The sequence below is a fragment of the Prevotella sp. PTAC genome, assembly GCF_013166535.1.
Lineage (GTDB): Bacteria > Bacteroidota > Bacteroidia > Bacteroidales > Bacteroidaceae > Prevotella.
This window is the reverse complement of sequence record NZ_JABKKK010000001.1, coordinates 354076-367108: the sequence shown is the minus strand read 5'-3', so window position 1 is coordinate 367108 and position 13033 is coordinate 354076. Positions and strand designations below refer to the sequence as shown.

Here is a 13033-nt window from a genome sequence, read left to right as displayed (position 1 = left end):
ATGAGATATTGTTGTACGGTTTTATCCGTGTCAGATATAAGCAAAGCCCGAAGTTTCTACGAAAGCATATTCGGGTTGGAAGTCTGTCAGGATTATGGACGAAATATCCTGTTCTCCTGCGGTCTGGCTTTACAGCAGGATTTCGATTGGCTTATTGGCGTACCAAAAGAAAAAGTCCATAAAAAGTCAAACAATGTTGAAATAGCCTTTGAGGAATATGATTTTGACGGCTTTTTGCAAAAGCTGAAAGGCAATCCGTCAATCGCATTCTTAGACGAAGTCGTTGAGCATGATTGGGGACAACGAGTAATCCGCTTTTACGATTTGGATGGACATCTCATAGAAGTCGGTGAGGAAATGAAAATGGTCATAGAGAGATTCATTTCTAATGGAATGACTTTGGAAGAAGTTTCCAAGAGAATGGATGTTTCTATCGATGACTTGCAAAAACTATTGAATTAAACCCTATAAAGATGGATATACAACGTATAATCAGCTTGGTTAAAGAGACTAAGGGAATAATCACAAACAGGGAAATGGCAGCCCATGTGAAAGAAAAAGGAGTAGCCGATTACGTTACTCAAGTGGATGTCGCCGTTCAGGATTTCTTGAAGAAGGCATTATATACACTTGCACCGGACATACAGTTTCTCGGAGAGGAAACCGGCTTACAGCGTATGGATACAGACAGCTACTGGATTCTTGACCCTGTTGATGGCACTACCAACCTCATGCACGACTATCAGCATAGTGTGGTGTCGTTAGCTCTTTGTAGTCAGAAAGAGATAGTAATGGGCATTGTCTATGATCCATTTCACGATGAACTTTTTTCTGCTGTCAAGGGAGAAGGAAGTTTCTTGAACGGCAAGCCCATACACGTTTCCTCTGCCACAAAACTATCGGAAACCATTATAGGCATCGGTACAGCGAAAAGAGAGTTGGCGATAGAAAACTTTGCCCGATTTCTGAAAGTTTACGAAAATTCCCAAGATGTCCGAAGACTTGGCTCTGCCGCTTTGGAGTTGGCATATACAGCCTGCGGCAGACAAGGCGGATATTTCGAGATATATTTGAATCCGTGGGATTATGCGGCAGGAATGCTTTTGATACAAGAGGCCGGAGGAAAAGTGACTGATTGGAACGGGAATGCGCTTGACCCGGCTCAGGGAAATTCTGTTATTGGAAGCAATGGACAAGTACATAAAGAATTATTCAATCTTTTATAAGGGAAATATAATCAAATTTAATTATGGTTGAAACAGAAAGATTGATACTGAGACCTTGGAGCGAAAGCGAAGCAGAAGAACTGTTCAAATATGCGAGTGACCCAGACATCGGACCGATTGCAGGTTGGAATCCTCATTCATCGGTTGATGAAAGCCTTGAGATTATAAGAACGGTGTTCACTGCTCCGGAAACTTACGCTGTGGTTTTGAAATCAACAGGTAAGCCTGTCGGCAGTTGTGGCATTATGTTTTCCAACGGATTGCATAGTGCGGAAATGGGTATGGAAGAGGGAGAAATAGGTTATTGGATTGGCAAACCTTTCTGGGGGCAAGGTCTCATCCCGGAAGCAGTCATGGCATTGCTTCACAGAAGTTTTGATGAGCTGAAACTTAATGCCGTTTGGTGCGGATATTATGAAGGGAATGACAAATCGAGGCGTGTATGTGAAAAATGCGGATTCATTTATCATCACACAAATCAAGATATTACGTCTCCGCTTGGAGATATACGAACTGAGCATTTCTATAAATTAACGAAAGAAAATTACAATGCCATACATATCCATTGAAAGCGGTAGATTGACCGCAGAGCAAAAGAAAGAGTTGATTGAACGGCTCACAGCAACAGCTTCCGAAATAACACATATTCCTGCTCAGTTCTTCACTGTCACAATCAAGGAGTTGTCTGATGAGAATTTCGGCATTGGCGGCAAATCAATCAATGAAATCAAGCAGAACTATAAAGGTTAGGATTATGAATATTCAAAAAGAACTGGAACACTTCTCTACGGGTAAAACTGATTTACGTTTTAATAACGTGGAGGTTATCCCCGAAGCGATACGTGCAATTATGATAAATGAGGTTGTCCCGTCACATTCGGAAGATGACTTCTATGGGAAGCAAGACGCTGCGTATATGTCAACGACAATACAGTTGTTCCGAAAAGCAGGGATAGAGGTAGATTCTGTGCAGGATATTCTCAACAAGGGGATTTATATTACCAATGCTGTTAAAATACCCAAAACCGAATATGCCGTTTCAAAGGAAAGTATAGAGGAGAGTCTGCCATATCTGGAAAGAGAGCTTGCATTGTTTCCCAACGTCAAGGTTATAATGCTGATGGGGGATGTGGCAAAGAAAGCCTTTAACTTGATTAGCAAGAAGGCGACCAAGAAGAACGCTGTTCCAAGCATTTCCACATACAAATTACGCAATACCGAGATTTCATATAACAGTATTCGCATCCTCCCCTCCTATATAATGACGGGGCAAAACATACTCATAGAGAAAACTAAGTTTGAAATGGCTTCTGAAGATATTTCCTTAATGTACCAGTTGATAATGAAGTAGTAAAAATGTTTTAATAAATTGATATATGGAACAAAAAATTTGTCAGAGTTGCGGGATGCCTCTTAATCCTGCTAACCCCGGAACTAATGCTGACTGCAACATAAGTGAGGATTATTGTGGCTATTGTTACAAGGATGGAGTATTTCTCCAAGACTTCAATATGAGCCAGATGATTGAATTTTGTGTGCAGTTTACTGACCAGATAAACAAAGAAACAGGTTGGGATCTCACTCCGGAACAGGCAAAGGCACAAATGCGTAAGATTTTCCCAACGCTTAAACGCTGGAAAGAAAAAGACAAAAGAAGCCTTGTAGAAAAAGCTGTCAACTTACTTGCGCAATGCAATGAGGTCACACTTGCCACTATAAATGAGGATGGTTTTCCACGCCCTGTACCAATTAAGAAAATTAAAACCAACGGGTGTAACGAGATTTGGATGGCAACTGATGCCGCATCCGTGAAAATAAATGACCTCAAGACTAATTCCAAAGCAGGAGTAAGCTATTATTTTTATGGTGATAGTGTCGCTCTGCGTGGCATAGCGGAAATTGTCAGCGATGATAAAATCCGAAAAGAGATGTGGCAGGAGTGGCTGATAAATCATTTCCCCGGAGGTGCTACCGATCCGAACTATACTCTAATCAAGTTTGTAGGCGAGGACGCAACCATATATATTGATGGCGATTTTGCGCACGAGAAAATATAAATATTCCGTAGGCTTTAATGTCCATTTTTTACTATCGGAATAAATAGCCCTGTTATAATTTTGCAGGATGCAAACATTCAAGATCATACATCCCTCTCCTGCGCTGAAACCGTTTGTGCGGTATTATTGGGTATTGCAGGATAGTTCACCCGGCATGGTGTCGCAGCGCACTTTGCCGACGGGGTGTATGTCGCTTGTATTTCATTGTGGTGAAAGACTGAAAGTTGTAAGTCAGAATGACTTACAGCCACGCTGTTTTATAAGCGGACAAGAAACCAGCTTTACAGATGTCATTTCCACGGGAAACATCGAAATGATAGTGACTGTGTTTCAACCACACACGGCAAAGATGTTTTTTCATATCCCCGTCAGTCTGTTTTGCAATAGGAACATTTCCATATATGATATGGAGGACATTGAGTTGCAGGATTTGGCAGGGAAAATGGGTGATGCCGACAATCTTGAAAAAGCCGTTACTTTAATTGAAAATTTCCTATTAAACCGCGCACTACTGGGGAATAGCTACAATATACCGAGGCTTTCCAACGTGGTGCGTCACATAAGCAATTCTGTCCAGACAAACATCAAGGGACTTGCTGACATAGCGTGCCTGAGTGAAAAGCAATTTTGCCGTGTCTTTTCAGAACATATCGGGACTACCCCAAAGGATTTCCTGCGCATCATCAGATTGCAACGCACCTTATCCATATTACAGCATAATCCGAAAATCGGTTTTGCCCAGCTATCATACGAATGTGGTTATACGGACCAATCACACATGATAAAGGAATTTAGGCTATTCACCGGTTACACCCCAAAGGAGTACATATCCCGTTGCGCTCCTGTTTCCGACTATTTTACGTTCTGAAAATTACACTGATATAGATTTCGATTTGGTTGTCACCGATTATTTTTATAATTTTGTCACCATTTAGTGACATTAACCAAAATAAAATTGAAAGAAACAGAGAAAAGGCTGCTTGATGCAGTGAGCCATATCATAGAGAATGACGGATTTACCAAAATCGGGGTAAACCGCATCGCCAGTCAAGCCGGATGCGATAAAGTTTTGATTTATCGCTATTTTGGCGGATTGGATGGTCTGCTCGTCGAATGGGCAAAACGGCACGACTATTATTCATTTGCCTATTCGGAGTTTATAGATTCCATCAAACAGTCCGAAAAGTGGGATATAAGGCAGATTGTCAAAGACGTGCTTTTCCGGCAACTTCATTATCTGAAAGAGAATGTTCTCATGCAGCAACTTCTGGTATGGGAATTATCCGGTCATTCATCGTTCAAGGGAATCCTCGAAGAAAGGGAACGCATCGGCTATAAATTGCAGGAAGAATTAAACAAAAGTCTGGATATAGGTAACGACAACGATATGTCCGTTGCCATAATCATATCCGCAATCAATTACATTGTACTTTTCACAAGACAGTACCCCAAACTGAACGGCATAGATTTCAGCCGGCCGGAAGCGTGGAGCAGAATGGAAGCAATGATTTCCAAGTATGTTGATTTCATCTTTGACGACAGCAAGCTATGAAGCATATAATCGTAATAGCACTGACGCTGTTTCTTGCAGTCTTTGTTATGGCGCAGGAAAGGAATTACATTTCTACTTGCGGCAAGACAAAAACGTCTGTCAAATGGTCGGAGGAACACAAAGACGGGAAGATATATCTGAATACAGTTCAAGGCAACGAAAGGCATGAGTATATTTTGGACAATGCGTATAAGACCGAAAGTTGGAAAATAATCAACCCTGTTTCAAATACTAACTTAACTGTCAGCTTAAAAAACGGCAAATATTCTATATCGGGTAAGTTCAACGGCAAACCAATCTCTAAGACAGTTAAAAGCAACGGCAAACCGTGGTATCAAAATATCGCATACAATGCGGGGCTGACCTTAAAAAATGGTAATTCGTTGGAATACGAGTGTTTTCGCCCTGACAACATCAAGCTCTACACCATGTCGGCTACCAAGAAGGGTGTTGAGAAATTAGACGGTAGGAACACCGTCAAAATCGAAGTCTGTCTAACCGGTTTCATGTCAGTTTTCTGGAGCTGTGACTATTATTTTGATACTACTACCTTGATGTTTGTTGGCTACAAGGGTGTGAATGGTGGTCCCGGAACCCCCGAAACAAAAATATCCATTTCAAGATGAGAACGATAATATTATATCGCTCGTCATACAAAGGCAATACGCTGAAGATTGCACAAAGTATGGCTGACGCACTGTCCGCCGAACTGGTATCAGTGGACAACACTCCGACAATAGACCTGTCGGGATACGATTTGATTGGCTTCGGCTCCGCAATAAACTTTGCAGCTCACGATATCCGGCTTCAAAGATTTGTTTCGCAGCAAAATCTTGATAGGAAAAATGTTTTCATATTTTCCACCCGCTGCCGTCCATTCTTGGGGGCATATCATAAACCCCTGAAGAAAATCATCGAAAGAAAAGGCGGAATTATAGCCGGTGAGTTTTCTTGCCGTGGTTTTGACCGTACAGGCCCTTGGGTGCTGATGAATGGATACAATAAAGCCAGACCGAATGAGCTGGATATGTTCAAGGCACGGCTGTTTGCAAAAGGACTCCACTGGAAACTGCACCCATTGGCTTCCGTTCACAGAAATCCGGTTATCGGGTATTCGGACGGCATCCCGATACGCCATAATGTGGCCGATTTGGTTTTCGGTGACAAGGTAGTGTTTCTCAATGCCTCCTCATGCGTGAATTGTGGAAAATGTGTCAAAGTATGCCCGATGCACATCTTCACAAAAACGGATAAAGTATTGCCAACGGATGAACTAAACTGTATCCAATGCCGGTTATGCGCTGACAAATGTCCGACTTCATCAATATACATCAACGAGTCTTTCCTGAACGGATTACGGATTGCATTCAGAGAATCTTTTAGTGACAAGTTGCAGAAAAGTTATAATTCAGACGATAAAGGGCATTAAAATGTACCCAAGGAATAGAATGTCCGGTTTTTACTATCATAGGCTGTCGTGTCGCTGTAACTTTGCAGCGTACTAATAAAATAACAATAAGTATGATTGCATTTTTTGAAATTCCCACCAATGACTTCGACAAGTCGGTGGCATTTTATCAGGCACTCTTTGGTGAGGAGCTGGAGGTGTCGCAATTCGGCGACGAGAGAATGGCGTGTCTAATGAAAGACGGAAAAAGCGTGTGTTCTATCTCATCCGCGCCTTCGTTCCCCGGTTTTGGACCGTCCGAAGGAGGCGTACTGGTATATCTCAAAGCAAAGGACTTGGATGCCGATGTGAAAACGGCGATTGACAACGACGCAACACTCGTCACTCCCAAGACCAAGATTCAAGTGGATGGCTGGGGCTATTTCGCCATCATTGCAGATCCTGTCGGCAACCGCATCGGACTTTACGGCGATAAGTAAGTCATTGTAAATCGGGTCATTTTAGTTGGGATCGCCATTGGGTTATCCCAACTATTGAAAAATGCTGTATTGTAAGATGTCATGTAAAAAGCAGCAATGTCGTTTTTATACAATTTAATATAGGTCAAGTGAAGTAACTTTGCCGGATAAATGAAGTTAGTATGAATATTTCCTATATATCAATTTATAAAACCAGCTTACCTGTATTTGTTAGTTTATTAATGGAATACTTGATAGGTTTTACTGATACAGCTTATTTAGGTAGGGTTGGAGAAACCGAATTGGCGGCATCGGCTATCGCCAGCACTTATTACCTGATTATATATATGATTGGATTTGGGTTCAGCATCGGAACTCAAATCTTGATAGCTCAATATAATGGAAACAGGCAGTATAAGGAAGCAGGGAAAATTCTTTCTCAAGGAACACTTTTTTTGTTAATGTTAGCGATAATGATAATATTGATTACTTCTATAATTTCGCCTATTATATTAAGGTCGATTATAGATTCTGAATCCGTATTCCAAACAGTTATGCTCTATCTTGACTGGAGAATCTATGGTTTCTTGTTTTCTTTTACAATTATCATGTTTAGAGCCTTTTATATCGGAATAATACACACATCTGCACTAATGCTCAATTCCATAACGATGGTAGCAGTCAATGTTATTCTAAATTATATCTTAATATTTGGAGCATTAGGTTTTCCAGCATTAGGAATTTCCGGAGCAGCCATTGCATCTGTCATTTCCGAAGCTGTCGCAGCAATTTATTTCATGATATATACCCAAAAGAATGCAAGCACGTGCAAATATAGAGTCAAATGGCGATTTGCCATAGATTGTAGAGTATTAAAAAAGATACTCTCTGTTTCTGTTTTGATGATGCTGCAAAATGGGTTAGTATTTGGCAGTTGGTTCGTTTTTTTTATCACAATAGAGCATTTCGGGGAAAGGTCACTGGCGATTACTAATGTTGTTAGAAACATTTCGTCTTTCCTTTTTCTTTTCGTACAAGCATCTGCATCTGTTGTCAGTTCATTAGTTGGGAATCTCATAGGAGAAGATAAAAGCAGCCCTTTCCTATATGTATGCAAAAAAGTAATGCTTTTATGTTACATGATTATTTTGCCAATAATAGTGCTGTTCGCTCTTTTCCCAGAATCTATTTTACGGATTTATAGTGACAATACTGCATTGGTGTTTGATGCGATACCTACATTAAAGGTTATGCTCACCTCTTACTTGATAGCTGTACCTACATTCGTATTTTTTAGTGCAGTCTCTGGAATAGGCCATGCTAAGGCATCTCTATTGATAGCATTTATGTCTTTATCTATATACATAGCGTATGTGGGAATAATTAGTCATTTTAGTTCAAGTGTTCCACTATTGTGGACATCGGAACATATTTACTTTTTGAGTGTGTTTATACTTTCTATCTATCATATTCATCATTGGTTTATCGGAATTAACAGTCAAGGCAAAAAAATAATCACTAATATTCCTTAGAATCATAGTTTATACCGACATTTGTAATATGTATAAAGAATATTCGCCATGTAGCTTATTAGCTCCTTTTATAGATCGCTATTGGGAATATAAAGGAGAAACAAGAAGTGGAATGAAATTCAACATTCCACCTCATGGTTGTTCCGACTTTGTTTTCAACGTGGGGAATGCCACAGACTGCACCAGTAGTGACCTGATAATGAGACCGTATCATTCCTATTTTTTCGGTCCAATGAATACATTTACGGAATTGGTCACTCAGAAAAACTTCATTCATATTATAGGGGTACGTTTTCAGCCGTGCGGACTTTCTCGATTCATAAAGATCCCACTTTCCCAATTTATGAATCAAGGATTAGACAGTCACGAGTTCCCTGCTCTGTTTAGTCAATCTTTTATATATCAACTCTCTGAAAATCAAAATCCGATTGGTTGTATTGAACATGAATTGGTTAGACAACTGTACAAAAACAGCATGGGCACAGAAAAGCAAATATCTCATGTTGTTTCCTTGATTCGCAGACAGAAAGGAATTGTTTCGATTAAGGAATTGGCAACAGAAGTATGCTTATGCCTAAGACAATTTGAGCGCAAGTTTAAGTTTTATACAGGTTATTCCCCAAAAGAATATAGTCGAATTGTTCAGTTTTGGAATGCTATACATCTTTTGAAACCTAATACTTCATTCAATAATCTTTTGTTTGTTGCTATCCAAGCGGGATATTATGATGCTTCTCATTTATATAGAGAGGTAAAAAGGTTTTCTGGTCATACTCCTAAGGCATTTCTTACACTCCCTATGAAGGAAAAAGTAGAAGTGCTACATTTTGAATGTATAGAAATAAACAGAAAAGATAAAGTATATGAACGGATTAATTAATCTTCTATGTAGTTTGAATATAAACAATGCAGATGTGCTCGAATACACCAAGCGTCTGAAAAACATCCAAATCAAGAAAGGTGAACATTTTCAGATGCAGGGCTGTCCGGTCAGATACATGGGATATGTAGATTCCGGGAAATTTAGATATTACAAAATAGACAAAGAAGGTAATGAACGTACCCTTTGGTTCAATAAATCTTTTCCGTTTATCGGAGATTACCATTCGTTCTTGAAAAGAACAAATGCTGAACTTTGTATTCAAGCAATGGAGGATTATGAGATTGTTTTGTTTAATTACGAACAGATGATGGAATTATTCGACACGAATATAGATACGCAAAAGTTAAGGACGACCATTGCGGAGCGTTCTATGTTTGGTTGGCGTAATATTGCTTTAGCACTGTATTTCGATACCGCTGAGGAAAGATACATTGAATTATTAAACGATTATCCAGACATAGAAAAAGAGATTCCCTTAAAACACATCGCATCCACTTTGGGCATTTCTCCCGAAACGCTAAGTAGAATAAGAAAAAAGTTAGATAAAAATCCATAGGATTGACATAAGTCAAGAATTGATAGTTTCGGTCTCTTTACCTTTGCAGGATTAATCAAGATAAAGAGCATGCAAACTAATATTCGAATATTTACGGAACGTCACCTTCTGCGTAATCCGTCACTTACGGTTCTGATGAAACTAAGCGTTGACGGTCACTTGGATGAATTACGTTTTAAAAATACATTGCTTAAATTAAGAAGCGTTCACTCGCTACTTTATTCATCCATTTGCATGAATAATGAGGGAGAGGCATTTTATCAGGAAAACACTGTTCATCAGCTCGAATTGCATTTTATTAAAAGTGAACATTCAAATCAATGGCTGGAAATTGCCGAGTCCGAGAATAAAAAGCCTTTTAATTGCGAAACAGGTCCACTCATACGTTTTTTTGTATTCTACACTGAGACTGGTTTTGATATTCTGGCTGTATGTCATCATCTATTAGGTGACGGTAACGCTATTGCAAGATTATTGAGGGATGTAGTGTTTGTTTATGCTGGAAATAATTTGCCCTTAAAAGAACAACAGCTCATCTCAAAACAAAGTGATTTTCCACAAAAAGCTAAACTTTCTTTTCCTGTAAAATTGCTTCTGCGTTCACTAAATTCAAAGTGGTCTAAAGGTCAGCAGCAACGTTTTGGTGAAGCGGAATACCGGGAGATGTTCAATAAGTACCATCAGTTAACAGATATTGCTTTGTCGTACTCAACCATAAACAAAGTTGATATGAACTCTTTGTACAATGCTTGTAAAATACACGGCATAACAATAAATGATGCAATTGTTACGGCATTTATTGGAGCTATGCAAGAAACATTCATCAATAACAAAAAAATGGTAGTCGGGATTCCGATAGATATACGGAAACAACTTTCGTTTTCAGCAGACAGCAGCTTAGGCAATTTTGCTTCGGCCATTACAATTGCATATAAGTATAATCCTAAAAAAGACTTTTGGCAAAATGCTATTCATATAAAGAAGAAAATCAAATCTAAAATGGATTCAACCAGAGCGCAATGGCTTATACTAAATGCCTATGCATCTATGAATCCTTTACTTATTGATGCGATGTATTTTGCTGCTTATGGGGAGTGTGATGATAAAGTCGCGAAAAAGGTTGCTTCAATGTTTTCAATTGACAATCCTTCATCTACGGCTGTATCTAACCTGGGACGATTGAACTTTGATACTCAGATAGGTTCTTATAGCATTCGTGATTTGGTATTCTTTGCGCCCAAAGCTCCGGGCAGTTACATTGTTCTTGGAGTTGCCACATTAAATGGCACTATGCAAATTGGATATAGTTATGACCGAAAAATAATATCTTCTGAAATTGTGAATGATCTAAAATCAAATATGTTGGCTCTACTTTTAAGGCCTAAATAAGACCTTGAGTCTAATATTGGTAGCTTGTTCATCAGTGACTTAATAGTCGCACGCAATTCGCTTTTTGGAAAAATCACAGCATTTTCGACTGAAATTATTTTGTTGTCTAAAATATTTAGACTATTTTTGCGTTATCAATACGTCTAATTTATTTAGACCACTAATAAAAATGAATATTGATATGAAACCATTAACAGAACGAGAGGAATATGTGATGAACTACTTCTGGGACAGAGGTGCACTTTCTGTCAGGGAGGTTGTTGAACTTCATGATGAGCCGCGTCCAAGTCGGACCACGGTTGCAACCTTTGTAAAGTTCCTTGAACAAAAGGGGTATCTTGAACATCGGGCTGAAAATAATGGATTTGTATATATTCCAATAATACAACGTAATGAGTATTGCGGTCACAATCTGCGCAATGTTATAAGGAGATATTTTGATAATTCTATACATAATGTTGTAAATTTCCTTATTAACAATGAATATTGCAGTGATGAAGACGCAAAGGAACTCATTGCACAAATTACTAATCGCAAAAATAAATAGCTATGACAGGCAGTTTATTGGCATATTCCCTTTTGGCAAGCACACTATTAACTGTGGTGTGGGTGGTATATAAATGTACTATTGCCAATGCGGGATGTTTTCGCTTCAACAGGATATTTCTCTTGTTGAGCATAATCATAGCCTTTATTTTGCCTCCTTTTATTCTTAAACCCGAACGCATAGTTGATATAGATTCTAAGAATATAGTATTAGATCTAAATACTACTGAAATTGTAAATGTAACTCAGACTGTAACGGAACATATAATGCCCGTCTGGAATTATATTGTCACGTTGTATTTGATTGGAATTGGTGCGATGATTATCTATTTCTTAGTATCGTTAGTGCGATTATTGCTTTTCATTATACAGGGAGAACATATCAAAAGTGATGGAAATCATATCGTATTGCATCGACATAATAGCGTTGCTCCTTTTGCGTGGGGCGGATACATAATGATGCCACGAAAAGACTGGTATGAATATGGTGCAATGATAGTTCGGCATGAGAAAGCACATGTGGAATGTCACCATTGGATTGATCTATTGATGATACAAGCTGCTATTATCATAACATGGTATTGTCCTGCAATATGGCTTTTACGCAATGAACTTCATACCCTCCACGAATATGAAGCTGACAGCCGTGTGCTCGCTTCAGGTATTAAACGAGAGGAATATCAAATGTTTTTAATAAAAAAGACAGTTGGAGCAAGGTTCGCAACTCTTTCCAACTGTCTGAATCACAGTTCACTTAAAAAACGTATAACTATGATGTTATCAAGCAAACCGACAGGCATAGCCCGTGTGCGTGCTTTTGTCATGGTGCCAGCATTGGCACTTGCAGTAGCAGGTCTGACAACCCCCGCGGTGTCAGCAGTGATTAACGATGCGTCTTCCGCTACACCGGTGGACAATATCCACTACAAAGTTACGGAAAAATCTGATGAATCAATCCAAATCACGGAAAGAAACTCAGATGTTGTGGTAACCGAAAAGGCTGATGCACCCGGAACCCTTCAGTTCATCAAGACTGAAACCGCGCCTAACTTTCCCGGCGGCAAGGACAAATTGAGAGCTTTCATCAACAAAAACATAAAATTCCCTGAAACTGCCTATAAAGACGGTGTTCTTAACATGGATGCAGTTGTGCAACTCACTATTGCTAAAGACGGAATGGTGAAAGATGCCAAAATAGTGAAAAGCTCCGGAAAGACACTTGATGGCGAAGCCCTTCGTGTGGCGCGTATGCTTCCACAATTCCACCCTGGACTCAATAAGGGTCTGCCCGCAGAATCGAGCTACACTTTGGAGTTTAATTACTATATCTGCAATGAATATTGGTCTTCCAACGGTAAATAAGTTCAAGGAAATAAATACCAATAGTACAATTGGATCTTAATCTGATGCAGGAGTATGTCGCATT

The 13033-nt window shown here is 39.3% G+C and carries 17 protein-coding genes; all 17 read left to right on the top strand.

Annotation, left to right across the window (positions count from 1 at the left end):
- The 17 genes from HPS53_RS01695 to HPS53_RS01615 all read left to right on the top strand — a co-directional run bounded on the left by HPS53_RS01695 (position 1) and on the right by HPS53_RS01615 (position 12969).
- Positions 1 to 462 (top strand): VOC family protein, encoded by a 462-nt coding sequence (locus tag HPS53_RS01695; protein WP_107031759.1) that lies wholly within the window; start codon positions 1 to 3, stop codon positions 460 to 462.
- A gap of 11 nt (positions 463 to 473) precedes the next feature.
- Positions 474 to 1226 carry an inositol monophosphatase family protein gene (locus HPS53_RS01690; protein WP_107031758.1) on the top strand — a complete coding sequence of 251 codons (753 nt, stop codon included), beginning with the start codon at positions 474 to 476 and terminating at the stop codon, positions 1224 to 1226.
- A 23-nt stretch (positions 1227 to 1249) separates the two neighbouring features.
- A complete protein-coding gene (locus HPS53_RS01685; RefSeq protein ID WP_216651860.1) occupies positions 1250 to 1795 on the top strand; it encodes a GNAT family N-acetyltransferase in 546 nt (181 codons plus the stop codon).
- Positions 1776 to 1976 carry a 4-oxalocrotonate tautomerase DmpI gene (gene dmpI / locus HPS53_RS01680; protein ID WP_107031756.1) on the top strand — a complete coding sequence of 67 codons (201 nt, stop codon included), beginning with the start codon at positions 1776 to 1778 and terminating at the stop codon, positions 1974 to 1976. Before HPS53_RS01685 ends, dmpI begins: the two co-directional genes overlap by 20 nt.
- Positions 1977 to 1980: 4 nt before the next feature.
- A complete protein-coding gene (locus HPS53_RS01675; protein WP_107031755.1) occupies positions 1981 to 2577 on the top strand; it encodes a uracil-DNA glycosylase family protein in 597 nt (198 codons plus the stop codon).
- Between the two features lie 25 nt (positions 2578 to 2602).
- A complete protein-coding gene (locus tag HPS53_RS01670; RefSeq protein ID WP_107031754.1) occupies positions 2603 to 3283 on the top strand; it encodes a zinc ribbon domain-containing protein in 681 nt (226 codons plus the stop codon).
- Between the two features lie 67 nt (positions 3284 to 3350).
- Positions 3351 to 4151: a helix-turn-helix domain-containing protein gene (locus HPS53_RS01665; RefSeq protein WP_107031753.1), complete on the top strand. Its 801-nt coding sequence runs from the start codon at positions 3351 to 3353 to the stop codon at positions 4149 to 4151.
- Between the two features lie 81 nt (positions 4152 to 4232).
- Complete coding sequence (locus tag HPS53_RS01660) at positions 4233 to 4835, top strand: TetR/AcrR family transcriptional regulator (RefSeq protein WP_107031781.1); 603 nt, start codon at positions 4233 to 4235, stop codon at positions 4833 to 4835.
- The gene (locus HPS53_RS01655; protein ID WP_107031752.1) at positions 4832 to 5461 is read left to right on the top strand and encodes a hypothetical protein; all 630 of its coding nucleotides are present in this window, start codon (positions 4832 to 4834) and stop codon (positions 5459 to 5461) included. Before HPS53_RS01660 ends, HPS53_RS01655 begins: the two co-directional genes overlap by 4 nt.
- Positions 5458 to 6264: a flavodoxin domain-containing protein gene (locus HPS53_RS01650; protein ID WP_107031751.1), complete on the top strand. Its 807-nt coding sequence runs from the start codon at positions 5458 to 5460 to the stop codon at positions 6262 to 6264. Before HPS53_RS01655 ends, HPS53_RS01650 begins: the two co-directional genes overlap by 4 nt.
- A 92-nt stretch (positions 6265 to 6356) precedes the next feature.
- Positions 6357 to 6722 (top strand): VOC family protein, encoded by a 366-nt coding sequence (locus HPS53_RS01645; RefSeq protein WP_107031750.1) that lies wholly within the window; start codon positions 6357 to 6359, stop codon positions 6720 to 6722.
- 161 nt (positions 6723 to 6883) lie between these two features.
- On the top strand, positions 6884 to 8233 hold the full coding sequence (locus HPS53_RS01640; RefSeq protein WP_107031749.1) for an MATE family efflux transporter: 1350 nt from the start codon (positions 6884 to 6886) through the stop codon (positions 8231 to 8233).
- Positions 8234 to 8261: 28 nt separating this feature from the next.
- Positions 8262 to 9113, top strand: a complete 852-nt coding sequence (locus HPS53_RS01635; RefSeq protein ID WP_107031748.1) for a helix-turn-helix domain-containing protein — start codon at positions 8262 to 8264, stop codon at positions 9111 to 9113.
- The gene (locus HPS53_RS01630) at positions 9097 to 9672 is read left to right on the top strand and encodes a Crp/Fnr family transcriptional regulator (RefSeq protein WP_107031747.1); all 576 of its coding nucleotides are present in this window, start codon (positions 9097 to 9099) and stop codon (positions 9670 to 9672) included. The genes HPS53_RS01635 and HPS53_RS01630 overlap by 17 nt, the downstream gene beginning before the upstream one ends.
- Before the next feature lie 135 nt (positions 9673 to 9807).
- On the top strand, positions 9808 to 11061 hold the full coding sequence (locus HPS53_RS01625; RefSeq protein WP_240597659.1) for a condensation domain-containing protein: 1254 nt from the start codon (positions 9808 to 9810) through the stop codon (positions 11059 to 11061).
- 181 nt (positions 11062 to 11242) lie between these two features.
- A complete protein-coding gene (locus HPS53_RS01620) occupies positions 11243 to 11608 on the top strand; it encodes a BlaI/MecI/CopY family transcriptional regulator (protein ID WP_107031780.1) in 366 nt (121 codons plus the stop codon).
- A 2-nt stretch (positions 11609 to 11610) separates the two neighbouring features.
- A complete protein-coding gene (locus HPS53_RS01615) occupies positions 11611 to 12969 on the top strand; it encodes a M56 family metallopeptidase (RefSeq protein WP_107031745.1) in 1359 nt (452 codons plus the stop codon).
- The last annotated feature ends 64 nt before the right edge of the window (positions 12970 to 13033 follow it).